Origin of the sequence: Collinsella aerofaciens ATCC 25986 (assembly GCF_010509075.1) — a bacterium.
Classification (GTDB): Bacteria; Actinomycetota; Coriobacteriia; order Coriobacteriales; family Coriobacteriaceae; genus Collinsella; species Collinsella aerofaciens.
On record NZ_CP048433.1, the window covers coordinates 21873 to 47977 of the forward strand.

General features: G+C 60.2%; 18 protein-coding genes, 1 tRNA gene and 3 rRNA genes. 21 read left to right on the forward strand and 1 reads right to left on the reverse strand.

All coding sequences use genetic code 11. The features are described 5' to 3' along the window. Window position 1 precedes the first annotated feature (1 nt). From GXM19_RS00095 to GXM19_RS00120, 6 genes are all read left to right on the forward strand, one after another. On the forward strand, window positions 2–883 hold the full coding sequence (locus GXM19_RS00095; RefSeq protein WP_040358647.1) for a branched-chain amino acid ABC transporter permease: 882 nt from the start codon (window positions 2–4) through the stop codon (window positions 881–883). Between the two features lie 9 nt (window positions 884–892). After that, entirely contained in the window at window positions 893–1972 is a 1080-nt protein-coding gene (locus tag GXM19_RS00100) for a branched-chain amino acid ABC transporter permease (protein WP_006234440.1), read from the forward strand. After that, a complete protein-coding gene (locus GXM19_RS00105; RefSeq protein ID WP_006234439.1) occupies window positions 1962–2822 on the forward strand; it encodes an ABC transporter ATP-binding protein in 861 nt (286 codons plus the stop codon). Before GXM19_RS00100 ends, GXM19_RS00105 begins: the two co-directional genes overlap by 11 nt. Further along, complete coding sequence (locus GXM19_RS00110) at window positions 2823–3536, forward strand: ABC transporter ATP-binding protein (protein WP_006234438.1); 714 nt, start codon at window positions 2823–2825, stop codon at window positions 3534–3536. It begins immediately after the preceding gene. Between the two features lie 174 nt (window positions 3537–3710). Next, window positions 3711–4388, forward strand: a complete 678-nt coding sequence (locus GXM19_RS00115) for a copper homeostasis protein CutC (protein WP_006234437.1) — start codon at window positions 3711–3713, stop codon at window positions 4386–4388. Window positions 4389–4391: 3 nt separating this feature from the next. Continuing rightward, window positions 4392–5189: a DUF4931 domain-containing protein gene (locus tag GXM19_RS00120; protein WP_040358645.1), complete on the forward strand. Its 798-nt coding sequence runs from the start codon at window positions 4392–4394 to the stop codon at window positions 5187–5189. A 30-nt stretch (window positions 5190–5219) separates the two neighbouring features. Here the strand turns inward: GXM19_RS00120 and GXM19_RS00125 are convergent, their stop codons facing one another. Then, a complete protein-coding gene (locus tag GXM19_RS00125) occupies window positions 5220–6218 on the reverse strand; it encodes a bile acid:sodium symporter family protein (RefSeq protein ID WP_006234434.1) in 999 nt (332 codons plus the stop codon). A 274-nt stretch (window positions 6219–6492) separates the two neighbouring features. Between GXM19_RS00125 and recJ the strand changes: the two genes are divergently transcribed. The 15 genes from recJ (at window position 6493) to GXM19_RS00200 (ending at window position 26055) form a co-directional block, all read left to right on the forward strand. Beyond that, a complete protein-coding gene (gene recJ / locus GXM19_RS00130) occupies window positions 6493–9780 on the forward strand; it encodes a single-stranded-DNA-specific exonuclease RecJ (RefSeq protein WP_006234433.1) in 3288 nt (1095 codons plus the stop codon). 15 nt (window positions 9781–9795) lie between these two features. Next, the gene (locus GXM19_RS00135) at window positions 9796–12156 is read left to right on the forward strand and encodes a RelA/SpoT family protein (RefSeq protein WP_115596178.1); all 2361 of its coding nucleotides are present in this window, start codon (window positions 9796–9798) and stop codon (window positions 12154–12156) included. A gap of 88 nt (window positions 12157–12244) precedes the next feature. Further along, complete coding sequence (locus GXM19_RS00140) at window positions 12245–12928, forward strand: MBL fold metallo-hydrolase (RefSeq protein ID WP_040358829.1); 684 nt, start codon at window positions 12245–12247, stop codon at window positions 12926–12928. Between the two features lie 194 nt (window positions 12929–13122). Then, complete coding sequence (gene fba, locus GXM19_RS00145; RefSeq protein ID WP_006234429.1) at window positions 13123–13989, forward strand: class II fructose-1,6-bisphosphate aldolase; 867 nt, start codon at window positions 13123–13125, stop codon at window positions 13987–13989. A 256-nt stretch (window positions 13990–14245) separates the two neighbouring features. Then, window positions 14246–15679: a transglutaminase-like domain-containing protein gene (locus GXM19_RS00150; RefSeq protein WP_115596179.1), complete on the forward strand. Its 1434-nt coding sequence runs from the start codon at window positions 14246–14248 to the stop codon at window positions 15677–15679. Window positions 15680–15718: 39 nt separating this feature from the next. Beyond that, window positions 15719–15805: transfer RNA gene (locus tag GXM19_RS00155), tRNA-Leu, on the forward strand. A 431-nt stretch (window positions 15806–16236) separates the two neighbouring features. Continuing rightward, window positions 16237–16806 carry a translation initiation factor IF-3 gene (gene infC / locus GXM19_RS00160; RefSeq protein WP_006234423.1) on the forward strand — a complete coding sequence of 190 codons (570 nt, stop codon included), beginning with the start codon at window positions 16237–16239 and terminating at the stop codon, window positions 16804–16806. A gap of 32 nt (window positions 16807–16838) precedes the next feature. Continuing rightward, window positions 16839–17030 (forward strand): 50S ribosomal protein L35, encoded by a 192-nt coding sequence (gene rpmI / locus GXM19_RS00165; RefSeq protein WP_006234422.1) that lies wholly within the window; start codon window positions 16839–16841, stop codon window positions 17028–17030. A gap of 39 nt (window positions 17031–17069) precedes the next feature. After that, complete coding sequence (rplT, locus tag GXM19_RS00170) at window positions 17070–17429, forward strand: 50S ribosomal protein L20 (protein WP_006234421.1); 360 nt, start codon at window positions 17070–17072, stop codon at window positions 17427–17429. A gap of 536 nt (window positions 17430–17965) precedes the next feature. Next, a 16S ribosomal RNA gene (locus GXM19_RS00175) occupies window positions 17966–19471 on the forward strand. Between the two features lie 401 nt (window positions 19472–19872). Further along, window positions 19873–22847, forward strand: a 23S ribosomal RNA gene (locus tag GXM19_RS00180). A gap of 146 nt (window positions 22848–22993) precedes the next feature. After that, window positions 22994–23109: ribosomal RNA gene (gene rrf / locus GXM19_RS00185) — 5S ribosomal RNA — on the forward strand. The 16S, 23S and 5S rRNA genes sit together here, the layout of an rRNA operon. A 370-nt stretch (window positions 23110–23479) precedes the next feature. Further along, window positions 23480–24637, forward strand: coding sequence for an IS110 family RNA-guided transposase (locus GXM19_RS00190; RefSeq protein ID WP_225093533.1), 1158 nt, complete (start codon window positions 23480–23482; stop codon window positions 24635–24637). Window positions 24638–24839: 202 nt separating this feature from the next. Further along, entirely contained in the window at window positions 24840–25481 is a 642-nt protein-coding gene (gene coaE / locus GXM19_RS00195) for a dephospho-CoA kinase (protein WP_006236177.1), read from the forward strand. Then, window positions 25474–26055, forward strand: a complete 582-nt coding sequence (locus GXM19_RS00200; RefSeq protein ID WP_006236176.1) for a lytic transglycosylase domain-containing protein — start codon at window positions 25474–25476, stop codon at window positions 26053–26055. Before coaE ends, GXM19_RS00200 begins: the two co-directional genes overlap by 8 nt. The last annotated feature ends 50 nt before the right edge of the window (window positions 26056–26105 follow it).

Below are 26105 nucleotides of genomic sequence, written 5' to 3' on the forward strand. Positions count from 1 at the left end.
CATGACGGTCTTTATCCAATACCTGGTCAACGGCCTGTCCATGGGCAGCGTCTACGCCATCATCGCGTTGGGCTACACCATGGTCTACGGTATCGCCAAGATGCTCAACTTCGCTCACGGCGACGTCATCATGGTCGGTGCCTATGTCTCGTTCTGCGCCACGTCGTATCTCGGCCTCCCAGGCTGGGCATCTGTAGTTCTCTCTTGTGTGGTCTGCACGGTTCTCGGTGTTCTCATTGAGGGTCTGGCCTATAAGCCGCTGCGCCAAGCAGGCCCGCTGGCCGTTCTGATCACGGCCATCGGCGTGTCTTACTTCCTGCAGAACGCCGCGCAGCTTCTGTGGGGCGCCACGCCCAAGAACTTCACTTCGCTCGTCACCTTCCCGGTGCCGGAGTTCTTGGCCAAGTTTAACGTAAGCGCCGTCTCGCTCGTCACCATCGTCGCCTGCCTGGTTATCATGGCCGGCCTGATGTTCTTTACAGGTAAGACCAAGATGGGCAAGGCCATGCGCGCTGTGTCCGAGGACAAGGCCGCCGCTCAGCTCATGGGCATCAACGTCAACCGCACCATCTCGATGACGTTCGCCATCGGCTCCGCCCTCGCTGCCATCGCCGGCGTGCTCCTGTGCTCCTACTCGCCGGTGTTGCAGCCCACCACGGGCGCCATGCCTGGCATCAAGGCCTTCGACGCTGCCGTTTTCGGCGGCATCGGTTCCATCCCCGGTGCCTTTGTCGGTGGTATTCTCATCGGCATCATCGAGGCGATGGCGCAGGCTTACATTTCCACGAGCCTTGCCAACTCCATCGTCTTTGGTGTTTTGATCATCGTCCTGCTCGTCAAGCCTGCCGGCCTCTTGGGCAAGTACGTCCCCGAGAAGGTGTAGGTGAGCGTTATGAAGTTTCTTAAAGACAAGCAGACGCGTCACGACTTTGTCACGTACGCCATGTGCGTTGTGGCGTTCGCCATCGTGTTCTTTATGCAGTCCAACCACATGATCCCGCGCATGATCGCCGGTCAGCTGGTTCCCATCACGGCCTATATCGTCATGGCCATCTCCCTTAACCTCGTCGTCGGCATCGCGGGCGACTTGTCGCTGGGCCACGCGGGCTTTATGAGCGTCGGTGCCTATACGGGCATCGTCACTGCCGTCGCGCTGGAGAGCACCGTTCCGTCCGATCCGATGCGTCTGATCATCAGCATTGTGGTCGGCGCTATCGCCGCTGCCATCTTGGGCTTCTTGATCGGTATCCCGGTCCTGCGCCTGAGCGGCGACTATCTGGCCATTGTGACCCTGGCTTTTGGCGAGATCATCAAAGAGGTCGTCACCTGCCTCATTGTGGGCGTCGATTCCCGCGGCCTGCATGTGATCTTTAACATCACGGGTAACTCTACGATCGACGACCTGCACCTGCTCGAGGACGGCACCGCCATCATCAAGGGCGCGCAGGGCGCATCGGGCGTGTCGACCTATTCGACCTTCCTTGCCGGCGCAATCCTGGTTATGGTCGCGCTCGTGATTGTGCTCAACCTGGTTCGCAGCCGTACCGGTCGTGCCATTATTGCCGTGCGCGACAACAAGATCGCTGCCGAGTCTGTGGGCATCTCCGTCACCCAGTACCGCATGATTGCCTTCGTGGTTTCCGCTGCCCTCGCCGGTGCTGCCGGAGCCCTGTTCGGCGGTAACTTCTCGCAGCTTTCCGCCACTAAGTTCGACTTCAATACGTCCATCCTCATTCTGGTGTTCGTGGTCCTGGGCGGCCTGGGCAACATGCGCGGCTCCGTTATCGCCGCGGCGCTGCTCACGGTGCTCCCCGAGCTGCTCCGTCAGTTCTCGGACTACCGCATGCTCATCTACGCCATCGTGTTGATTCTGGTCATGGTCTTTACTAACAACCCACAGCTCAAGGCGTTCTTCGCACGCATTAAGGACCGCTTTGCTTCCAAGAAGGAGGTGGCAGCCGATGCCCAGTAAGTTTGAGTTCAACAAGGGCAAGATGGTCCCGTATCCTTCTGGCGCCATCGTTCCCGACCGCGACTTGGGCCAGCGCCCGGCGCTCGAGTGCATCCACCTGGGCATTGAATTCGGCGGCCTTAAGGCGGTAGACGACTTTAGCCTAACCATCGGCAAGACCGAGATCGCCGGTCTCATCGGCCCCAACGGTGCCGGCAAGACCACGGTCTTCAACCTGCTCACCAAGGTGTACCAGCCTACGCACGGCACCATCCTGCTCGACGGTGAGGACACTTCGGGCAAGTCGGTCTACCAGGTCAACCGCATGGGTATTGCCCGTACGTTCCAGAACATCCGCCTGTTCAACACCATGACGGTGGAGGACAACGTTAAGGTCGGCCTGCACAACCAGGAGCGCTACTCCGGTTTTGAGGGCGTGCTGCGCCTGCCGACGTATTGGAAGCACGAGAAGGCCGCCCACGAGCGCGCCATGGAGCTGCTGTCCATTTTTGACATGGAGCACCTGGCAAATGAACAGGCCGGCTCGCTTCCTTACGGCGCTCAGCGTCGTCTGGAAATCGTCCGCGCGCTTGCCACCAACCCCAAGCTGCTGCTGCTCGACGAGCCTGCCGCCGGCATGAACCCGTCCGAGACCGCAGAGCTCATGGCGAACATCGTCAAGATCCGCGACACCTTCGGCATCGCCATCATGCTTATCGAGCATGATATGTCGCTCGTCATGAACATCTGCGAGGGCATCTGCGTGCTTAACTTTGGTAAGGTTATCGCCAAGGGCACGGCTGAGGAAATCCAGAATAACGATGCCGTTATCGAGGCGTATCTGGGTAAGCAGGATAAGGGGGAGAACTAAATGGCAGAGCCGATGCTTTCCGTCTACAACATCAACGTCTGGTACGGCGCCATCCACGCCATCAAGGACATCTCCTTTAACGTTAACGAGGGCGAGATCGTGGCCTTGATTGGTGCCAACGGTGCCGGCAAGTCCACAACGCTCAAGACCGTCTCGGGCCTGCTGCGCTCCAAGACCGGCTCCATCAAGTTTATGGGCGAGGACATTACCCATACGCCCGCTGATAAGCTGGTTGGTAAGGGCCTGGCTCAGGTTCCCGAGGGTCGTCGCGCCTTTTTGCAGATGACGGTCGAGGAGAACCTGGAGATGGGTGCCTATACACAGCCCAAGTCCACGGTGGCTCCGGGCCTGGAGCGCGTCTACGAGCAGTTCCCGCGCCTGAAGGAACGTCGTCGCCAGGTCGCCGGTACCCTTTCGGGCGGCGAGCAGCAGATGCTCGTTATGGGTCGCGCTCTTATGAGTAACCCTAAGCTGCTCATGCTTGATGAGCCCTCTATGGGCTTGGCACCGATTCTGATTGAGCAGATCTTCCAGATCGTCGAGGATCTGCATAAGGCCGGAACCACGGTGCTCCTGGTCGAGCAAAACGCGCAGATGGCGCTTTCCATCGCCACGCGCGGCTACGTGCTCGAGACCGGCAAGATCACCATGACCGGTACCGGCCAAGAGCTCCTGCACGACGATAACGTCCGCAAAGCCTACCTCGGAGGCTAACCCACCTAACAAAAGGGGCGCTGACTATCTCAGTCAGCGCCCCTTTTTAGTTGCGGTGAAATAGGGACTGAATACGGGCTCCAGAGGCCAAAAGAGTCCCTATTCCACCGCAACTTCATGGGGATGTGTGACAATGCCCGTCGGAAAACATCTGCTGTCTTTGGGGGTCTATCTATGCTGTACGAGTTTTGTGCCGAGAACTTTGAGCGGGTGCCGGCGGCTATCGATGCCGGTGCAAGGCGCGTCGAGCTGTGCGACAACCTTGCCGTCGGTGGTACCACGCCCTCGGCTGGCGTTATCAGCGCTACGGTCGGCTATGCTCACGAGCATGACGCGCGAGTGATGTGCATGATTCGCCCGCGTGGCGGTGACTTTCATTACAACCAGGACGAGCTGCGCATGATGGAGATGGACCTGGGCCTTGCCGTGAGCGCCGGCGTTGACGGCTTGGTCTTTGGCTGCTGCAAGCCCTGCGCTGGCGGATGGGCGCTCGACGAGCTTACGCTTGGTGCCCTCGTGATGGCCGCGGGCTGCGCGACCGAGGAGTGCAAGCGCGGGCCCATCGATATTACCTTCCACATGGCCTTCGACCAGCTCTCGCCCGAGGCTCAGCTCGATGCCGTCGACACACTCGCCGACTGCGGTATCACGCGCATCCTGACGCATGGTGGCGCTGCCGGAACGCCGATCGAGGACAACCTGGAGCACCTGTCGCGTCTTATCGAGTATGCGGGCGACCGCCTGACCATCCTTCCCGGCGGTGGCATTTCTACGGCCAACCGCGATACCGTGGCGGCGGCACTGGGCGTCTCCGAGCTCCATGGCACCAAGATCGTGCCGCTGGAGGTATAACCCGTGGCGCTGGTATTTGACGTTCGGCAGGCGAGCGGTAAGCCCGACGACAACCGCCGCCCCGGCACCGCGTGCCCCTTTTGCGATACCGAGGAACTCGCCAATATCATCCGGCGCGACGGTGACTGCATCTGGCTCGAGAATAAGTTTAAGACCTTGCGGGCCACTCGCCAGACCGTATTGATTGAGTCGTCCGACCACGACGCCGACCTGGTGACCTATGCGCCGGACGAGCTGCATCATGTTATGCGGTTTGCTCTGGATTGCTGGCAGCGGATGATTGACTCCCGACAGTATCGCAGCGTTCTCATGTACAAGAACAAGGGTCCGCTCTCGGGCGGTAGTCTCGTTCATCCGCACATGCAGATTGTGGGTTTGGAGCAGGAAAACGGTTATGCTTCGCTGACTTCCGCCAATTTCGAAGGCATAAATGTCTGGCAACAGGAGAGAATCTCGGTCAACATCTCAACCGAACCGATTATGGGGTTCTTTGAGGTCAATGTTTCAGCCCCGCAGGGAATCGCCGCCAGCGATGACACGAGAGACCAAGCCGAGGCGGATCTCTTCGCCGATGCGATCCAGGTAGCTCTGCGCTATATCCTGAACGAGCACCACGGTGGTCGCGCAGAGTCGTACAACCTGTTCTTCTATCACCTGGGCGGTCGGACCATTGCCAAGGCGCTGCCGCGTTGGGTGGTTTCGCCCTACTTTGTCGGCTATCGTTTGGCCCAGGTCAATGCTGAGACCACGCTCGATGTCGATGCTGAGCGCCTGCGTGCGCATCTGGAAACGCTCGTATAGTAAGACTAACACCCGCGTAATGCGGACAGTCTAGCGTCCCATGGCGTCGCGGCCGGCCTCGACCCGCTTGCGCTGGGCGGCGCGCTCCTCGCCGGTCAGACGCTCAAAGAAGTGCCCGATAAACGAGGCGAGTACCTGCTGAAACAACGTTCCACACATGACGGGAAACACGACTTCGCCCGGAAAGTATTGCGTGGCGATGACGGCGCCCGAAGAGATGTTACGCATGCCGCAGGTAAAGCACATGGTAGTCGTCTCGCTATATGGCAGATGCAGCGCACGGGCGACCAGAAAACCGACGACAAAGCCGCTGATGGCGAAGGTCAAAATAAAGAGGGCGACTTCCAGGCGCACCGCGTTCATGTGCAGCACGTACTCGCTCATGGCGGTGGAGTTGGAGGCGATAACGCCCATCATCATGAATTTGCAGGCGGGCGAGAGCGCGGGGGAGAGCTTCTCGTGTCCCCATCCACGCGTGAGCTCGTTGATCACGATGCCGAGCACGGCGGGGATGGCGATCATAAAGGCCATGTCTTGCATCATGCTCGGCACATCGATCGAGACGGTGGCACCCAGCAAGAGCTTAAGCGTGAGCGGAATCGTCACAGGGGAGATAACCGAGGACGTCAGGATGATGGTGAGCGCGAGCGGGCCGTTGCCGCCGAACATGCTGATCCACATAAAAGCGGTGACGGCCACGGGCACGCTGTACTCGAGCACGATGCCGCAGACAAGGTTGGGGTTGGAGCCAAAGAAGAGTGACCCCATGGCATACGCCGCGATGGGAATAAGCACTGCCGAGACCAGCAACGCCAGAATCAGGTGCAGCGGACGGTGGAACACCTCGGCTACCTGGTGAAAGGTGTTGCTGAGCGCGCCCTGAAACGTCATAAAGGCGAAGAGGGCGGGAACAATGGGCTTGAGTACGCCGATCTGCTGGGGAAAGAGCACGCCGAGCGCCACGCAAATCGGAACGATGATCTGCATATGCCCCGCGAGGAACTTTCCCAGTCCAGCCCATTGCTTCATATGCCCCGTGACTCCCTTTATCCGCGAACTTGTTTGTATGGATATGCTAGACGCTCGTATGTGTCCGTGCGGCTGAAACGCTCGATTATTTCGAGGGCATTACCGCCATCGTTTGCCGAAACCGCGGCGCACCGCGGCGTTTTGCGTCCGCGCTGCACGGTATAATAAATCCGTTCAACAGATCTGCCTGCCGAAGCGGGCATACACAGAGGACTCATCGCTATGAACCGTGAGAGGTATCGCGGCGACCTGCCCCTATCAGGGGTGGGTGCCTATGTCATCGCTTAAGACGACGCATCGCTGGGCGGTCGCTCAGCAAAACCCCGAGCTCGAAAAGGAGCTTTCGGCTGGTCTGGGCATTCCCGGGCTGGTGGCGCGCATTATGGTCGCGCACGGCATTGGCTCCATCAAAGAGGGCCAATTGTTTTTGACGCCTTCGCTCGATCGCGACTGGGCCGACCCACTCATTATCCCGGGCATGTCAGTCGTTGCCGACCGCGTCGAGCGTGCTATTCGCAACCACGAGCACATTGCAGTCTTTGGCGATTTTGACGTTGACGGTATTACGTCGACCTGTCTGTTGACCGAGGCGCTGCGCACGTTTGGCGCCGATGTCACGCCGTTTATTCCGCGTCGCTTTGACGAGGGCTACGGTCTTTCGCGCGCGGCGCTCGACCGCGTTAACGAGCTCGCTCGCCCCCAGCTGATCGTGACCGTCGATAACGGCATTGCCGCCAAGGAAGAGGTTTCCTATCTGAAGAGCCTGGGGATCGATTTGGTGGTCACGGACCATCACGAGCCCTCCGATCAGGTGCCGCAGGGCGTACCCCTGACCGACCCTAAGCTCGATGACGATGGTCCTTCGCGTGAGCTTGCCGGTGCCGGCGTGGCACTCAAGTTGGTGCAAGTCCTGGGCGAACGTCTGGGCAAGCCGTCGTATTGGCGTTCGCTAATCGAGGTCGCGGCGCTGGGCACCGTGTCCGACATGATGCCGCTCACGCCCGAGAATCGCGCGCTGGTTGCCGAGGGCATCCAGCAGATGCGCGTAACCGCTCGCCCGGGCTATATCGCGCTTGCCGCGCTCGCCAAGGCGGACCTTTCGAGCATTACGGCGGATGGCCTGTCATTCTCGCTCATTCCCCGCTTAAACGCTGCCGGTCGCATGGCTGATCCCAAGCTGGCGCTCGACCTGCTGCTTGCCCGCGATCCCATCGAAGCAAGCGCACTGGCGGCTGAGCTCGAGGAAATCAACCGCCAGCGCCGTGAGATCGAGGCGGAGCTCACGCGCGATGCCATGGCAAAGGTCGAGGAGACCTATGACGGCGGACGCGCGATCGTCGTGGGCGGCGAAGGTTGGCACGAGGGCGTCAAGGGCATCGTGGCAAGCCGTCTGACCAACCGCTACCACGTGCCGGCGCTGCTGTTCTCGATCGAGGACGGTATCGCGCGCGGCTCTGGTCGCTCGGTGGGCAAAGTTAACCTGTTTGACGCCATCGAACGCTGTTCCGACCTGATGATTCGTCGCGGCGGACATGCCGGTGCGGTGGGTGTGACCATCGAGGCATCCAAGCTCGATGAGTTCCGCCGTCGCCTTTCCGTCGTGTTGTCCGAGCTTCCCGCCGAGGACTTTGAGGACACCGACGAGGTTGCCGCCACGGTCGACCTTTCCGAATTGAATATCGAGACCATCGAGCAGATTTCCCGCCTTGAGCCGTTTGGCCAGGGTAATAAGGTGCCGCTGCTGGCCGCCGAGGGCGTGACGATGTGTGATCGCGCCGTGGTGGGTAAGACCGGCGAGCACATGCGCTTTGTGGCGACCGATGGCGCCGCGAGTGTGCCGGCTATTATGTTCCGCGTGCCGCAAATCGATAAGCTCATCAACTGCGATAGCGCTGTCGACTTGGTGTTCGAGGCCGTTGCCGAGCATTGGCAGGGTCGTGTGAAGCCCAAGCTCATGGTCAAGGATGTTCTGGTCCGCGATACCACGCTGCCCAGCGTCGACGATCCGGCATGCGAGCTTCGTCGTGGCGTGCAGCCGGCGGATTCCGGCCTGCGCTTGGAGTCGCGCAAGCGCGAGACGCTCGCCCAGCTTTCCTATACCGAGCTCACGCGCTCGCTTATCCATAGCTTTATCGGCTCGAACCAGCCGCACCGCGCGCAGGTTGAGGCGCTCGACGCCTTGGCCGATCACCAGAGCGTTTTGGCGGTTATGGGAACGGGCCGCGGCAAGTCGCTCATCTTCCATGTGCATGCCGCGCGTGAGGCGGTGCTTCGCGGACGTGCGAGCATCTTTGTCTATCCGCTGCGTGCGCTTGTTGCCGACCAGGCCTATCACCTCTCGTCGACGATGGCCGCGCTCGGCATTGGCGTTGGCGTGCTGACCGGCGAAACCGTGGAGGCCGCACGCGATGACGTGTTCGCCGGCCTAGCTTCGGGCCGCACCGGTATCGTGCTCACGACGCCCGAGTTCCTGTCTATCCACCGTGACCGCTTCGCGCGTTCGGGCCGCATCGGCTTTGTCGTTATCGATGAGGCGCACCACGCCGGCCTTGCCAAGGGCGGCGACCGCAGCGCCTATCTTGACATGCCCGATATCCTCAAAGCCCTGGGCGACCCGGTCGTTATGGCTGCGACGGCCACCGCGACGGCTCCGGTCGTGGCCGAGCTTGCCCGCATGTTGCCGATCACTCGCACGGTGGTCGACGAGACGGTGCGCGAGAACCTGCAGCTCGAGGACGACCGCGACCTTGCGAGCCGCGAGAACCGTTTGGTGTCGATCGTGGCGACGGGGGAGAAGACCGTCATTTACGTCAATTCGCGCGACCAGTCCGTGGCGCTCGCCAAGACGTTGCGCAAGCGTGTGCCCGATTGCGCAACCCATATCGCGTTCTATAACGCGGGGCTTGCGCGTTCCGATCGCCGTCGCGTGGAGGAAGCATTCCGAGACGGCAGCCTCAGCTGCATCGTCTCGACATCTGCCTTTGGCGAGGGCGTCAACCTGCCCGATATCCGCCATGTCGTGCTCTATCACATGCCGTTTGGCGGCATTGAGTTTAACCAGATGAGCGGCCGTGCCGGTCGCGATGGCCAGCCCGCCGTGATCCATCTGCTCTATTCGTCGCGCGACGCCCGCATTAACGAGCGCCTACTCGACTGCTATGCGCCCGAGCGCGACGAGCTCGTCACGCTCTATCGCGCGCTGCAGACCATGTGGCGCTCCAACCGCGGCAAAACCGGGGACGATTCCTTTAGCGCGAGCGATATCGACATCGCACAGATGTGCCTTGCCATCGATGCTCGCACGCCGGTCGACGAGCGTTCGGTGGAAAGCGGCCTGGGAATCTTCGAAGAGCTTGGTTTTTGTCGAGTTTCGGGGTTTGACGACACCCGTCGCATCGCGATGGCCGAAAACCCCGGCCGCGTGCAATTGAGTAGGTCAATTCGCTATTTGGAGGGCTTGCGCTCGCGCATGGAGTTTTCGGCTTTCCGGAGCTGGGCGCTCGATTCGTGCGCTTCTGATATGCTAGCCAAAGTTAACCGCCCGATCGTACCGCGGGCCTAGGGGAAGGGGACCTCGATGGATGCCGCAGCCCGTACCGCCCATGATTCCACCCTCCAGCCGTTTTCGGAGATGGAGCACTATAAGCATGCCGATGAGCTGCCGCCCGAGATTGTGGCGGACAGCTACGACAAGCTGGAGCGCCTGTGCCTCAAATATATGAATGAGGACGACTTCTCCAAGGTGGAGCAGGCCTACTGCTTTGCCGCCGAGAAGCACTGCAACCAAAAGCGCCGCTCGGGCGAGATGTACATTAACCATCCCGTCGAGGTTGCCATCATTTTGGCCGATCTCAAGATGGACTGCGATGTGGTGTGCGCCGCGCTGCTGCACGATACCGTTGAGGATACAGAGACCTCGCTTGCCGATGTTTCCGGCCTGTTTGGCGATACGGTGGCCGAGCTCGTCGATGGCGTGACCAAGCTCACCAACATCGAAGTCGACAGCATGGACGAGAAGCAGGCCCTCACGCTGCGCAAGATGTTCCTCGCCATGTCCAAGGACATCCGCGTCATCATCGTTAAACTTGCCGACCGTCTGCACAACATGCGAACGCTGGCAGCCCTGCGCGAGGATCGTCGCCTGTTTAAGGCTCGCGAGACCATGGACGTGTATGCGCCCCTGGCCGACCGTCTGGGCATGAGCTCCATTAAATGGGAGCTCGAGGACCTGTCCTTCTTCTACCTTGAACCCGACGCCTACCAGCGCATCGCGCGCATGGTGGCGGAGTCGCGCGAGGTCCGTGAGCGCTATCTGGCCGAGACCATCAAGACACTCACCGACGAACTCAACCGCATTGGCCTGGAGGACTTCCAGATTAACGGCCGTTCCAAGCACTATTGGTCCATCTACCAAAAGATGAAGCGCAAGGGCAAGGAATTCTCCGAGATCTACGACCTGGTGGCACTGCGTGTCATCACGCATTCGGTGCGCGATTGCTACTCCACGCTCGGCGCGGTGCATACGCTGTGGCACCCCATGCCCGGTCGCTTTAAAGACTATATCGCCATGCCCAAGGTCAATAACTACCAGTCGCTCCACACGACGGTCATCGGCCCTACGGCTCGTCCGCTCGAGATTCAGATTCGAACCTACGAGATGCATGAGCAGGCCGAGTACGGCATTGCCGCCCACTGGCTATATAAGAAGTCGGGCGGATCGTCTGCTTCCAAGACCAATGACGCTCAACGTTTGGACGACCAGATCAACTGGCTCAAGCATTCGCTCGATTGGGCGGCTTCCGACGAGATCACCGATGCCAAGGAATACCTGCACTCGCTGAAGGTCGATCTGTTCGATCAGGAGATCTTTGTCTTCACGCCCAAAGGCGAGGTCATGGCGCTTCGTGCCGGCTCCACGCCGCTCGACTTTGCCTATGCCGTTCACACCGAGGTGGGAAACCACTGCGTCGGCGCCAAAATCAACGGTGCGGTGGCTCCGCTCACGCACGAGATCAAGACGGGCGACCGCGTCGAAATCCTGACTAACAAGAGTTCCAAGCCGTCGCGCGATTGGCTCAAGATCGTTAAGACACCTTCCGCCAAGTCAAAGATCCGCCGCTATTTTGCCGCTGCGACCAAGGACGACGACGCTGCCGCCGGTCGCGATATGCTGGCCAAGGACCTGCGTAAGCGTGGCTATGGCATTTCTACGCCGCGTTCGACGCGTGCACTCAACGCCGTGGCGGAGCAGTTTAACTTCAAGCAGCTCGAGGACCTGTTTGCCGCCGTCGGCGCCGGCAAGGTTGCCCCGCGCGCTGTGGGCAATAAGGTCGAGCAAATCTTGGACCCCAAGCCCGAGGAACAGCTCACCAAGGCCGAGGCTATCGCCGAGGTCGTGAAGCAGCCCGCTCGCGGCTCCAACCGCAAGCCGCAAAAGCGCGGCAAGAGCGCCAGTAACGGCATTATCGTCAAGGGCGAGAGCAACAGCGGCCTGCTGGTCCGTCTGGCTCATTGCTGCAACCCCGTGACGGGCGACGACATCGTCGGCTTCATCACGCGCGGTCGCGGCGTTTCGGTGCATCGCGCCAACTGCCCTAACGTCAAGGGTCTTATGGAACATCCCGAGCGCATGATCGATGTGGAGTGGGACGGCGCTGCCGACACCCTCTTCCAGGTCGAGATCGTGGTCGAGTGCCTGGACCGCATGGGCCTGCTCAAGGATGTCACCATTGCCATTGGCGATGCGGGCGGCAATATCCTTTCTGCCGCCACGTCGACCAACCGCGAGGGTATTGCAACCCTGCGCTTTATGGTCGAGATCTCGGACGCGAGCGGTCTGGATCCGCTGCTGGCTTCCATCAGCAGTGTCGATTCGGTCTACGACGCTCGCCGTCTTATGCCCGGCGAAGGCGGAGCTCAGCTCAAGCGCCGTGTGTAGGTGCGAGAGCCTCTCAGCATCATAGATATTGGTTACGTTCGAGGCATCGTTTGGTGCCTCGAACGTATTTTAGAAGGAGGGTATGCGCATGGGCGATATGACTTTGGACCTGACACCCCGAGGTGCAGCTTCGATTGAGGCACTCGTCAACGGCCCGATTCAGACCAACAGTTACGTCGTGATTTCGAATGACGAGTGCTTAATCGTCGATCCGGCGTGGGAGGGCGAGCGTCTTGTGGAGCATATCCGCACCGCGCATCCCGAGGTTCGCGTACTCGGCTCTGTCTGCACGCACGGTCATGCCGACCATGTTGGCGGGGTCGCCGGGGTTCGAGCTGTCGTTGGCGACAGCGCACTATATGAGTTGTGCGCTAAGGACGTGACGGTGCCTCGCGCAAATATCGAGGAGCAGCGCGCCATGTGGGGTATTGAGACGCCCGATCCGGGCGAGCCGACGCGGCTGCTTGCCGAGGGCGATACGATTGAATTGGGCGATATCTGCCTGCAGGTGATCGAGACGCCGGGGCATACGCCGGGCGGCATCGTCCTGTTCGCCGCGACCGAGCAGGGGAACATCGCCTTTGTGGGCGACACGCTTTTCCCGGGCAGCCACGGTCGTACCGATCTTTCCGGCGGTGACGAGGCGGCGATTATGTGCTCGCTCTCCAAACTTGCCAAGACGCTTCCGCCCGATACCGTTTGCTTGACGGGCCATGGCGATTCGACCACGATGGCGCGCGAACTTATGCAGAATCCGTTTATGCAGATGTAGGCTCGAAGCCGTCTTTCGAACCACGAAGACCGCTCAATCGTCAAGCTATTTTCCCCAGTGGGTCGATTCTGTGGGGCAAACGGTCAAAATTTGTCCAATCGGATGGTATTCGTGAACAAACGAACGTTTATGCTCGGGTATGTCGTGGTAAAATCTCAGGCGTTATCGGAGCAACCTTACAGGAGGTTTCTTTTATGCTCGTCAACGCAGCAGACATGCTCAAGAAGGCCGAGGCCGGCAAGTACGCTCTCGGTGCCTTCAACACCAACAACCTCGAGTGGACCCTGGCTATTCTCCAGGCCGCCGAGGAGGCCAAGTCTCCGCTGATCCTTCAGTGCACCGCTGGTGCCGCTAAGTGGATGGGCGGTTTCAAGGTCTGCGCCGACATGGTCAAGGCTGCCGTCGAGGCCACGGGCGTTACCGTCCCCGTCGCCCTTCACCTCGATCACGGTTCTTACGAGGACTGCTTCAAGTGCATCGAGGCCGGCTTCACGTCCATCATGTATGACGGCTCTCACGAGGAGACCTTCCAGCTTAACCTCGACCGCACCAAGGAACTCGTTGAGCTTGCCCACTCCAAGGGCATGTCCATCGAGGCCGAGGTCGGCGGCATCGGCGGCACCGAGGACGGCGTGACCTCCAACGGCGAGCTCGCTGACCCCGCTGAGTGCAAGCAGATTGCTGACCTGGGCGTCGACTTCCTCGCCTGCGGTATCGGCAACATCCACGGCGTGTATCCCGCCGACTGGGCTGGCCTTTCCTTCGAGCGTCTGGGCGAGATCAAGGCTCAGACCGGCGACCTGCCCCTCGTTCTGCACGGTGGTACCGGCATCCCCGAGGATCAGATCAAGAAGGCCATCTCCTTGGGTATCTCCAAGATCAACGTTAACACCGATCTGCAGCTCGTCTTCGCCAAGGGCGTTCGCGAGTATATCGAGGCTGGCAAGGATCAGCAGGGCAAGGGCTTTGACCCCCGCAAGCTCCTCAAGCCTGGTCGCGACAACATCGTTGCCCGCACCAAGGAGCTCATGGAGGAGTTTGGCTCCGTCAACAAGGCGTAAGTAGCGGTTTAACTTTCCCGTCGGAGGCCCCGTTCACCCTACGCTTTTCCCTTGCGCTCACCTGGCTTTGCCAGAAGTCGCGCAATGGGAAAAGCTTCGGGTGAACGGGGCCTCCTTCGTTAACTCGCCACAGGGTTACTGGGCTGAATTCATTTTTTATAGGTACCGTTTATCGGTGTTGAGGGTTCCTTTATTGGGGCTTTCTTTTTATCTCGCTACAATGGACTTCAAGAGTTCTAATGACTTGGAGTTTGGTATGGCTGTTATTAATGTGCTGCCTTCGGATGGGAAGGTTATTGACGAGGGTCCTGTTGGTTGCTCTGTTGATGTTTGCAATGATGACTTCCGTTTTCTAGATGTTGGCTTGCCACCCGAGATTCTGCGTTTAAAGGACGCGGGGTATCTTTCGCAGGCTATTGAGGCTTGCGACCGCCTACTTGCCCAAGATCCCGATCCCTCGCTTGCTGCCTGCGTTCGTGCCGAGCGGTATCGCATGCTTGAGACGCCGCTTCATTTTTCGGTGTCGCGCGATCGAGCTATTGCGATGATTCGCGAGGAGTGGCCTGAGTTTACCGAGGAGCAGTTTGACGATCTGATTGACCGTAAGCGTATTGACTGGCGCTTTATCGATGGCGAGCTGTTCGTTCTCGACAACTTCCTCGATTCGCTTCGCGTATATCCCAAAGAGGTCCCCGGCATGCGTCCCGATTCTACGGACGGAATAGCACTGCGCGACGAGATGCTCAAGGAGATGGAGTCACAAAACGGATTGGCTCGCGTCATTACGCTTAAAGCGTCCGTGTCTGTCCCCGGCGCTCTGGAGGGGGAGACCGTTTGCGCTTGGCTTCCCGTCGCGGCTGCCTGCCGTCAGCAGTCTCGGGTCGAGATTCTCGACATGACGCCGGAGGGTGCTGTTGCTCCCGCGAACGCTTCGGCGCGTACCGCCTCGTGGTCTTCTTCGAGTGAGCGCTCATTCTCGGTGACTTATCGTTATCACATCGATGCTGCTTATTGTGATGTCTACGGTGGCACACTTCCGGTTCATCCGCGTATGGACGCGCCTCTGCCCGAGGATATTTCCGAGGACCGTCCGCACATTGCATTCACGCCGTATCTGCAGCAGCTGACGGCCGGTGTTGTTGACGGACTCGAGGATCCGCTCGATCGCGCTCGTGCTATCTATGATTATCTGACGCAGCATATCGACTATCGCTATCAGCCGCCGTACTTGCTTTTGGGATCTATTGCCGATGACTGCGCGCATTCGCTCCGCGGCGATTGCGGCGTTATGGCGCTCACGTTTATCACCATGTGCCGTATCGCGGGCGTGCCTGCCCGTTGGCAGAGCGGCCTGTACGTTGCGCCCGATTCGGTGGGGTCGCACGACTGGGCAGAGTTCTATACGCCGCAGACCGGTTGGCTCAACGCCGACGTGTCATTTGGATCTTCTGCTCACAGGATGGGGGAGGAGTGGCGCCGCCGTCACTACTTTGGCAATCTCGACCCATGGCGTATGGTGGCCAACAATCGATTCCAGGCAGAGTTTGAGCCCTCTTTCGACGGCATGCGCGAGGACCCTTACGATAACCAGATGGGTGAGGCTTCGGTCGACGGTCGCGGATGCCGTCAGCGCGAGATGCTACGCACGGTCGAACTCATCGAAATGCTCGAAGTTCCATTTTCGGACTAATCGGTAGAAAGCTGTGATAAACTAACTCACGCATTGCGTGCCCGAGTGGCGGAATTGGCAGACGCAGTGGACTCAAAATCCACCGTTGGCAACAACGTGCGAGTTCGAGTCTCGCCTCGGGCACCATACATGCAAGTGAGCGTTCAAGGGGGTCAAGGCCCCCTTTTTCGTGCCGAACTCGCGTGAGCGCGCGGAGCGTTAAGCAAACAGGCCTGTGGCCTGTTTGTAGCGGAGCGTGGCGAGGGCGCCATGCGCCCGAAGCCCGGGGCTTCGCGAAGCGAAGTCCCTTCGAGTCTCGCCTCGGGCACCATACATGCACCTGCGCTTCAAGGGGGTTGCGGCCCCCTTTTTCGTGTACGTAATGTGATAACGCGCTGTACGTGTTATTATTCGCAAGGCGTTGTTTCCGCAATGCCCTAAAGAGGAACCCGAGGGTTCTCACCTTTTGGCGCCAATGAGCAGCTGACTGGTCATACAACTTAGATTACCTTCCTCAAATCGAGGAAGTCTATGTGTACGACCTGGTTGCTGAGAAGCGCCGGGTTATTTTTTTATGAATGGAGGTAGGGAAAATAGCTAAGTCTGATGACACCCGCATCAACGACGAGATCACTGCATCTTCGTGCCGTTTGATTGGCGTCGATGGCTCTCAGCTCGGCCTGTTCGCCATCCGCGATGCCCAGCGCGTCGCCGACGATCAGGGTCTCGACCTGGTCGAGATCGCTCCCAACGCGGAGCCGCCGGTCTGCAAGGTCATGGACTACGGTAAGTTCAAGTACCAGCAGGCCATGAAGGCCAAGGCTGCTCGTAAGAACCAGTCCAAGGTCGAGGTCAAGGAAATGAAGTTCCGACCCAAGATCGACGTTGGCGACTACGAGACCAAGAAGGGCCACGTTCTGCGTTTCCTCAAGAAGGGCGCGCGCGTTAAGATCACCATCATGTTCCGCGGCCGTGAGATGGCTCACCCGGAGCAGGGCCTTAACGTTCTCGAGCGTCTCGCCGAGGATCTCAAGCCTTACGCTACGGTCGAGTCCAAGCCTAAGATGGAAGGCCGTAACATGCTTATGCTGCTCGCCCCGATTAAGGGCGCCTTCGATGAGGATAAAGCGGCAAGCGATACCAAGTAACTAGTGTTCTGTAACCGATTAAGGAGTATTTCATGCCTAAGATGAAGTCCCACAGCGGCACCAAGAAGCGTTTCCGCAAGACTGGTACCGGCAAGCTTATGCGCGCCAAGGCTTTCAAGAGCCACATCCTGAGCAAGAAGTCCACCAAGCGTAAGCGTGGCTTCCGTCAGGAGACCGAGATCGCCGCTGCCGACCGCAAGGTCATCAAGTCGCGTCTCGCCTAAGTTCGTTTTTTCGTTTTACCGTCTAGGAGTTGATAGAACATGGCACGTATTAAGCGCGCTGTTGCCGCCAAGAAGAAGCGCCGTACCGTTATGCACCGTGCGAAGGGTTACTACGGTGCCGCTTCGCGTACTTACAAGCATGCTAAAGAGCAGGTCCAGCACTCCCTGCAGTATCAGTATCGTGATCGCCGCAACAAGAAGCGCGAGATCCGTTCTCTCTGGATCACTCGTATCAACGCTGCTGCTCGTCTGAACGACATCTCTTACTCTCAGTTCATGCACGGCCTGAAGGTTGCCGGCATCGAGCTCGACCGCAAGGTCCTGGCTCAGATGGCTTACGAGGACATCGAGTCCTTCAACGAGCTGGCTACCATTGCCAAGAAGGCTCTCGAGGCCTAATAGATTCTCTTGAATCGCTAGGGGAGTGTCGCGTTGTGCGCGGCGCTCCCCTTTTTTATCGAAAGCGCTGGTTTACATTGCTAAAAGCGCGGGTAGATAAACACTTACAGGTGACCGATCTCTATATATTCCTGAACCAAAGGGTCATCATCTGATACGTGCGGAAGATCCGCACCAGTCTTTCTATTACCTATAGAAAGCAATATGTTGTGTAGGACTTGTGAAGAGTGGAATTGACGTCCCACAGGGCTTCGCGGTCTGGCAATATATCTCCTTGCCGCGCGGCCCGGTCGGACCGGATGAGCCGCAAAGCGTGCACCTTGAGAACCGGATACTGCGAGGATGGACACATCAGATGTGTCGCATCCGGGCAGACATCGAACCATTTGAAATGGTCTAACTTGGATTTGTTTTTCGCAAGGCCGCCGAGAGGCGGCCCCGAGAAATTCCTTTTCCTATACTAGAACCATATGAATCGAACGGAACCGATCAGCTAATAGTTGTGAGGACCGGACGGGCTCGAAGCCCATACATTTTGGACGGAGAGTTCGATCCTGGCTCAGGATGAACGCTGGCGGCGCGCCTAACACATGCAAGTCGAACGGCACCCCTCTCCGGAGGGAAGCGAGTGGCGAACGGCTGAGTAACACGTGGAGAACCTGCCCCCTCCCCCGGGATAGCCGCCCGAAAGGACGGGTAATACCGGATACCCCGGGGTGCCGCATGGCGCCCCGGCTAAAGCCCCGACGGGAGGGGATGGCTCCGCGGCCCATCAGGTAGACGGCGGGGTGACGGCCCACCGTGCCGACAACGGGTAGCCGGGTTGAGAGACCGACCGGCCAGATTGGGACTGAGACACGGCCCAGACTCCTACGGGAGGCAGCAGTGGGGAATCTTGCGCAATGGGGGGAACCCTGACGCAGCGACGCCGCGTGCGGGACGGAGGCCTTCGGGTCGTAAACCGCTTTCAGCAGGGAAGAGTCAAGACTGTACCTGCAGAAGAAGCCCCGGCTAACTACGTGCCAGCAGCCGCGGTAATACGTAGGGGGCGAGCGTTATCCGGATTCATTGGGCGTAAAGCGCGCGTAGGCGGCCCGGCAGGCCGGGGGTCGAAGCGGGGGGCTCAACCCCCCGAAGCCCCCGGAACCTCCGCGGCTTGGGTCCGGTAGGGGAGGGTGGAACACCCGGTGTAGCGGTGGAATGCGCAGATATCGGGTGGAACACCGGTGGCGAAGGCGGCCCTCTGGGCCGAGACCGACGCTGAGGCGCGAAAGCTGGGGGAGCGAACAGGATTAGATACCCTGGTAGTCCCAGCCGTAAACGATGGACGCTAGGTGTGGGGGGACGATCCCCCCGTGCCGCAGCCAACGCATTAAGCGTCCCGCCTGGGGAGTACGGCCGCAAGGCTAAAACTCAAAGGAATTGACGGGGGCCCGCACAAGCAGCGGAGCATGTGGCTTAATTCGAAGCAACGCGAAGAACCTTACCAGGGCTTGACATATGGGTGAAGCGGGGGAGACCCCGTGGCCGAGAGGAGCCCATACAGGTGGTGCATGGCTGTCGTCAGCTCGTGTCGTGAGATGTTGGGTTAAGTCCCGCAACGAGCGCAACCCCCGCCGCGTGTTGCCATCGGGTGATGCCGGGAACCCACGCGGGACCGCCGCCGTCAAGGCGGAGGAGGGCGGGGACGACGTCAAGTCATCATGCCCCTTATGCCCTGGGCTGCACACGTGCTACAATGGCCGGTACAGAGGGATGCCACCCCGCGAGGGGGAGCGGATCCCGGAAAGCCGGCCCCAGTTCGGATTGGGGGCTGCAACCCGCCCCCATGAAGTCGGAGTTGCTAGTAATCGCGGATCAGCATGCCGCGGTGAATGCGTTCCCGGGCCTTGTACACACCGCCCGTCACACCACCCGAGTCGTCTGCACCCGAAGTCGCCGGCCCAACCGAGAGGGGGGAGGCGCCGAAGGTGTGGAGGGTGAGGGGGGTGAAGTCGTAACAAGGTAGCCGTACCGGAAGGTGCGGCTGGATCACCTCCTTTCTAGGGAGATACGTTCTTAGAGAGACAAACTTTAACTCGAATAGAGGGCAGGAGCCCGTCCGGTAGATGTCCCGCCACGGATGATTCCCCGCAGCACCCGGTCCCCGGGGTCGCACCCGCGTACCTTGAGAGCCGCATAGCGATAGGAGAGAGATGGAAGATCCAATTCTTCCAGACTCGATTCTTTTCTGCGATTTATCAGACAGAATGATAGCAATCATTCATCCGATCCAAACAAGAAGAATTCACTTATTTATGAGTGAGGAGCATCTGATCGCGAGCACAGTGAAACAGACTGTGCCGCGGTATGAGATACCCGAATTGCGACATACGAGCGCTATTCATGATATCGATTAATTAACTTTAGCGACACGTGGATATCCCGCGGGCCCGATGCGGTCCCGCAAGATACCACGGGCGCACGGCGGATGCCTTGGCACAGGGAGCCGATGAAGGACGCGGCAAGCTGCGATAATCCCCGGCGAGGAGCACACATCCTTCGACCCGGGGGTCTCCGAATGGGCGAACCCATGCACAGCAGTGTGCATATCCCCACCCCGAACACATAGGGGTGGGGAGGACAACCCGGGGAACTGAAACATCTAAGTACCCGGAGGAGAGGAAATCAATCTCGAGACTCCCCGAGTAGCGGCGAGCGAAAGGGGACCGATGGCCAAACCGTCGAGCGGGCATACCCGGCAGGGGTTCCGCCGACGGGGTTGCAGGGCCGCGCATCCGGGGGCTGCCGCCCCCGGGCGCAGGTCCGGCTGGGGAGCGGAACGGCATGGGAGGGCCGGCCGCAGCGGGTGACAGCCCCGTACGCGAACCCAGACCGGACGGCGCGACGCGGTCCCTGAGTAGGGCCGGGCACGTGAAACCCGGTCCGAACCTGGGTGGACCACCATCCAAGCCTGAGTACTACCCTGTGACCGATAGCGCACCAGTACCGTGAGGGAAAGGTGAAAAGCACCCCGGGAGGGGAGTGAAACAGTACCTGAAACCGTGCGCCCACGAGCAGTCGGAGCAACTTTTAGTTGTGACGGCGTGCCTTTTGTAGAATGAGCCAGCGAGTCGCTGGCGCGGGGCGAGGTTAACCGAAAGGGAGCCGGAGCGAAAGCGAGCCTTAACAGGGCGACTTGAGTCCCGCGCCGCGGACGCGAAGCCGGGTGAGCTATCCGTGGGCAGGCTGAAGCGGGGGTAAGACCCCGTGGAGGGCCGAACGCACGTCGGTTGAAAACGGCGGCGATGACCTGCGGATAGGGGTGAAAGGCCAATCAAACCCGGAGATATCTCGTTCTCCCCGAAATAGCTTTAGGGCTAGCGTCGCGCGTTCACCGCCGGAGGTAGAGCACCGGATGGACGAGGGGGCTTCGCCGCCTACCGAATCCAACCGAACTCCGAATGCCGGCGGCCCAGAGCGCGGCAGTCAGAGCATGTGGGCTAAGCTGTGTGCTCGAGAGGGAAACAGCCCGGACCGCCCGCTAAGGTCCCCAAGTTCCAGCCGAGTGGCAAAGGATGTGCGTCCGCCCAGACAACCAGGATGTTGGCTTAGAAGCAGCCATCCATTCAAAGAGTGCGTAACAGCTCACTGGTCGAGTGGACATGCGCCGACAATACACGGGGCTAAGCTGGACACCGAAGCGGCGGGATTTTGATTTTCAGAATCGGTAGGGGAGCTTCCCATGGGCGGAGAAGCCGGAGGGCGACCGACGGTGGAGCGCATGGGAGTGAGAATGCTGGCATGAGTAGCGAGAGACGAGAGAGTAACTCGTCCGCCGTGAACCCGAGGTTTCCTGGGCAAGGCTAATCCTCCCAGGGTCAGTCGGGGGCTAAGGCGAGGCCGGTAGGCGTAGCCGACGCGCAGCAGGCAGACATTCCTGCACCGCGCACGCGGCGCTACGACCGACGGGGCGACGGATGGGGGTGGCTCGGCGGGGTTCTGGACGTCCCCGTGATGGAGCGCGGCCCGCGGACCAGGGAAATCCGGTCCGCACGAAGGGCGAGGCTCCGGACGAAGCGACTGAGCGAAGCGAGTGAGCCCGAGGTCCCTAGAAAAACCCCTAGGCAGGCGCGTGCGCGCCCGTACCGCAAACCGACACAGGTGGGTGGGTAGAACATACCGAGGCGATCGGGTCAACCATGGTCAAGGAACTCGGCACAATGGCCCCGTAACTTCGGGAGAAGGGGTGCCCGCGCGTACGTGAACGGACTTGCTCCGGGAGCGGAGGCGGGCCGCAGTGGAGAGGCCCAAGCGACTGTTTACCAAAAACACAGGACTCTGCAGAAGCCGCAAGGCGACGTATAGGGTCTGACGCCTGCCCGGTGCCGGAAGGTCACGCGGAGGAGTTAGCCATTTCGGCGAAGCCCCGAAGCCAAGCCCCGGTAAACGGCGGCCGTAACTATAACGGTCCTAAGGTAGCGAAATTCCTTGTCGGGTAAGTTCCGACCTGCACGAAAGGCGCAACGACTTGGGCGCTGTCTCGACCATGGACCCGGTGAAATTGCACTGGTCGTGAAGATGCGACTTACCCGCGGAAGGACGGAAAGACCCCGTGAACCTTCACTGCAGCTTGGCATTGGCCGCTGGTCCCGCGTGTAGAGGATAGGCAGGAGGCATCGATCCGGAGGCGCCAGCCCCCGGGGAGCCGCCCTTGGAATACTGCCCTCGCGCGACCGGCGTCCTAACCCGAGGCCGTCAACCGGCTCGGGGACCGTGCCAGGCGGGCAGTTTGACTGGGGCGGTCGCCTCCTAAAGGGTAACGGAGGCGCGCGAAGGTCCGCTCGGGACGGTCGGCAACCGTCCTTTTGAATGCAAGAGTACAAGCGGGCTTGACTGCGAGGCCCACAAGCCGAGCAGGTGCGAAAGCAGGCTCTAGTGATCCGGCGGCCCCGAGTGGGTGGGCCGTCGCTCAACGGATAAAAGGTACTCCGGGGATAACAGGCTGATCTTGCCCAAGAGTCCACATCGACGGCAAGGTTTGGCACCTCGATGTCGGCTCATCGCATCCTGGGGCTGGAGCAGGTCCCAAGGGTACGGCTGTTCGCCGTTTAAAGCGGTACGCGAGCTGGGTTCAGAACGTCGTGAGACAGTTCGGTCCCTATCCTCCGTGGGCGCAGGAGAATCGATGGAGGCTGCCCCCAGTACGAGAGGACCGGGGTGGACGCACCTCCGGTGAACCGGTTGTCGACCAACGGCACGGCCGGGTAGCCGCGTGCGGCGCGGATAACCGCTGAAGGCATCTAAGCGGGAAGCCGTTCCAGGGATTAGTTCTCCTTCCGGTAAGGGCCCAGGTAGACTACCTGGTCGATAGACGGCAGGTGCAAGGCTGGCGACAGCCTCAGCCGAGCCGCACTAATCGCCCGAGCTCTTCCGGAACCGCACCTCGCGGCCCGCGGGACATGCGCTCATGCGCGGTCCGGGCACGAGGATGCCCCCGAGTCACCTCCCCTATGCGCCATGCGGCCCCCAGGGCACGTGTAGAGTGAGACCCAGGACACCGTAACGGTGGGCGCCGCCCACCGGTCAGCGGCCAGAGCATGGGGGGCACGCCCGGTCCCGTTCCGAACCCGGAAGCTAAGCCCCATCGCGCCGAGAGTACTGCGGGGTCGGCCCGTGGGAGGCCAGGGCGCCGCTGACCGGTGGACGGCACCGAGCCGTCATCGAACTGAGAAGGGGGAGGCCTCGCGGCCTCCCCCTTTTTGCGTTGTATACACGTTGTACTTTGGGACCTAGCCCCATTACAGTCTGAAGTGGGCCACCGATAAATTTCGATGGCGAGCATTCGGCGCATTGCCTACGATACGGGCAAGCCCCGAGGGGCCGCCGATCGGGCGCCTCCGGATGGCCGTCTGCCCCTGCCCCGTAGAGGGCCCGGGGGGTGTTGCCACCGGGGGCGCTCGCCGCTCCGGACGACTGATAGGAAACTGCCGGGCGCAAGCGCCACGGCCAGGTAATGTGGGTGTCGCAGGGAGGGGTTCCGATCGGCCTACCGATTGGAGGATAACACCGTGGCACCACCTAGAATGCCGGAAGCCGTCATCGGGCTCGATGTCGGGAAATTGTCCCATTGGGCATGCGTCGCGACCCGGGACGGCGAGATACTGCTGAGCGCCCCCGTCGCGAACAGGGAGGGCGATCTGGACTCGCTGTTCGGCCGCTTCCCCGACGCGCTCGTGGTCGTCGACCAGTCGCGCAACATAGGCGCCCTCGCGCTCGCCCGCGCCAAGGCGGCCGGGATGTCGGCGGCGTACCTGCCGGGACTCGCGGCACACGGGGCCGCCAGGCTCTTCGCCGGCGACGCCAAGACCGACGAGCGGGACGCAATGGTCATCGCGAAGACGGCGCTGGGCATCCCCGACGCACTCCTGCCGGTCGGGGATCCGGGCCCGACGGTCGCGGCGGCGAGGGCGCTGGCCGCCCAGAGAAACTTCCTGACCTGCGAAAACACCAGGAGCAAGAACCGGCTGCGCAGCATCCTGCTGGAATCGTGCCCCGCCTTCGAGGCGTTGGTCGACCTGTCCGACGGTCCCCAGCTGAGGCTCATGGCATCCCTCGGCGGGGCCTGGTCGGTGGCCGACGCCGGGCCCCGCAGGGCGGCGGCGCTCACGCGCGGGGCGGCGCGCGGCAAGATCGAGGCCCTCGTCCGCTCGACGGCCTCCTCGACAAGGCCGGACGCGGCGGCCATCGCCGCCGAGGACCGGGCGGTGAGGCTGCTCGCGCGCAGGATCTCCGAGAACTCGGCGGAGATCGATGTGATCACGGCGGAGATATCCGCCCTCCTCGAGGGCGACGATACCTACCGATGCCTCCTGACGGTGCCGGGGATCGGCCCCAAAACCGCTTCCGAGCTCGCGATCTCCATAGATATCGAAGACTTCCCAAGCCACGACAGGCTCGCGTCGTACTGCGGCCTGGCGCCGCGCAACCGCCAGTCGGGGACCTCGATCTCCTCGGTGACGGCATCGCGCCAAGGCAACAAGAGGCTGAAGAACCTGCTCATATTCTCGTGCAACTGCCTTACCCGGACAGAGGGAAGATGGGGCGATTACTACGCTAGGTGCCGAGAGCGGGGCATGCCGCACGGCAAGGCGCTCAAGGCGCTGGCACGAAAGAGGCTGAAGGTCATCTACGCGATCATGCGGGACAGGGTGCCCTACGCCGCCTAGTCGAAGCGCTCCGAACAGATTGGAGCCCATCGGCCGAAAGGCCTGGCGTTAGCATGTCGCGATTCAATCTCGAAAACAGCATTGCCCAGTTGACAAAACTATAGGAACACCCCCCGTATGCGCTCTTACTGTTTGGCTGTATTTTGAGTCCTTCTAGTGTATTTGAGCGATAATTACTCGCATTGGCGTTAGGGAGGGCTTGATGTTTACCGTATTTGTCTTGGGCAATATCGCTTCGGGTAAGTCGACTGCCTGCCGCTATTTCGAATCTCGTGGCGCTATGCTTATCGATCTGGATGAGCTTGCAAAATCGCTGTATGTGCCGGGCTCTGATATCGTCAATGCTCTCGCGGATGAATTCGGTTGGGACATTTTGGATGAGGAAGGCGGCATTCGCCGCAGCATCCTCGCCTCTCGAGCTTTCGCTTCTCCTGATTCGGTCGCACGGCTCAATGGCATTGTGCATCCCGTTCTGATTGAACAGCTTTCGCTTAGGATTCTCGATCCGGTTTGTTGTACGGTTTCATCACCCCGTTACCCCTTTGCGGTGGTTGAGGTTTCTGCTCCGACTGGTTTTGAGGATGCATTTGGCTTGGCTGATGAAATTCTGGTCATTAGCGCCCCTTTGTCAGTTCGTCGCGAGCGCGCTATTCAACGTGGCATGGTGCCATCTGATTTCGATGCCCGTTCTGCTTGCCAGCCCGATGAGTCTGCGCTGTGCAATCTCGCTACAACGGTGATTGATAATTCGGCAGCCGATAATTCGCTCTTTGAGCAGCTTGACTCATGGCTTGCATGCCACGGGTTTATAGATACTCCGGATAAGGAGGAGGCCGATGCCTAAGGCACGTTTCTTTACGTGGTATCGCGTGGCGCCACTTGCCGTTGTGTTCGTCTTCGGCCTTATTTCGCTCGTCTACTCGTGTGCCCCTGCCGCTTTCTTTAAGCCGCTGTATCCGATTGACTACGAGGCGTATGTAAAGCAATCCAGTATTTCGCATAATCTGGATCCGTATCTGGTGTGCGCTGTCATTAAGTCGGAATCGAATTGGGACCCCGAGGCCGAGTCGAATCAGGGTGCTCAGGGATTGATGCAGCTGATGCCCGAGACTGCCCAGGATATGATCGCCAAGGGCCTTGTCGACGGAGGTGAGTATTCGGCCGACAATCTTAACGATCCGGCTACGAATATCGAGTTTGGCTGCGCATACCTCTCGTATCTTCTCGCCTATTTCAACGGGTCGACGGATAGTGCCATCGCCGCCTATAACGCCGGTATGGGCAATGTCGACGGATGGGCGCAGCAGAACACGTCATTCCATAATGCGATTACCTTCCCTGAAACTCAGGCTTATCTGATTCGCGTCAATAATGCCTGGGTTCGCTACAAGACCCTCTATCCCGATCAGTTCGTATAGGACTATGCCAGCCGCCTGCGTATACTGCAGATGTATGAGTTAGGAGTATC

Coding starts and splice junctions, on each gene's coding strand:
- GXM19_RS00095 (WP_040358647.1), top strand. CDS start 2: ATGACGGTCTTTATCCAATACCTGGTCAACGGCCTGTCCATGGGCAGC.
- GXM19_RS00100 (WP_006234440.1), top strand. CDS start 893: ATGAAGTTTCTTAAAGACAAGCAGACGCGTCACGACTTTGTCACGTAC.
- GXM19_RS00105 (WP_006234439.1), top strand. CDS start 1,962: ATGCCCAGTAAGTTTGAGTTCAACAAGGGCAAGATGGTCCCGTATCCT.
- GXM19_RS00110 (WP_006234438.1), top strand. CDS start 2,823: ATGGCAGAGCCGATGCTTTCCGTCTACAACATCAACGTCTGGTACGGC.
- GXM19_RS00115 (WP_006234437.1), top strand. CDS start 3,711: ATGCTGTACGAGTTTTGTGCCGAGAACTTTGAGCGGGTGCCGGCGGCT.
- GXM19_RS00125 (WP_006234434.1), bottom strand. CDS start 6,218: ATGAAGCAATGGGCTGGACTGGGAAAGTTCCTCGCGGGGCATATGCAG.
- recJ (WP_006234433.1), top strand. CDS start 6,493: ATGTCATCGCTTAAGACGACGCATCGCTGGGCGGTCGCTCAGCAAAAC.
- GXM19_RS00135 (WP_115596178.1), top strand. CDS start 9,796: ATGGATGCCGCAGCCCGTACCGCCCATGATTCCACCCTCCAGCCGTTT.
- GXM19_RS00140 (WP_040358829.1), top strand. CDS start 12,245: ATGGGCGATATGACTTTGGACCTGACACCCCGAGGTGCAGCTTCGATT.
- fba (WP_006234429.1), top strand. CDS start 13,123: ATGCTCGTCAACGCAGCAGACATGCTCAAGAAGGCCGAGGCCGGCAAG.
- GXM19_RS00150 (WP_115596179.1), top strand. CDS start 14,246: ATGGCTGTTATTAATGTGCTGCCTTCGGATGGGAAGGTTATTGACGAG.
- infC (WP_006234423.1), top strand. CDS start 16,237: ATGGAGGTAGGGAAAATAGCTAAGTCTGATGACACCCGCATCAACGAC.
- rpmI (WP_006234422.1), top strand. CDS start 16,839: ATGCCTAAGATGAAGTCCCACAGCGGCACCAAGAAGCGTTTCCGCAAG.
- rplT (WP_006234421.1), top strand. CDS start 17,070: ATGGCACGTATTAAGCGCGCTGTTGCCGCCAAGAAGAAGCGCCGTACC.
- coaE (WP_006236177.1), top strand. CDS start 24,840: ATGTTTACCGTATTTGTCTTGGGCAATATCGCTTCGGGTAAGTCGACT.
- GXM19_RS00200 (WP_006236176.1), top strand. CDS start 25,474: ATGCCTAAGGCACGTTTCTTTACGTGGTATCGCGTGGCGCCACTTGCC.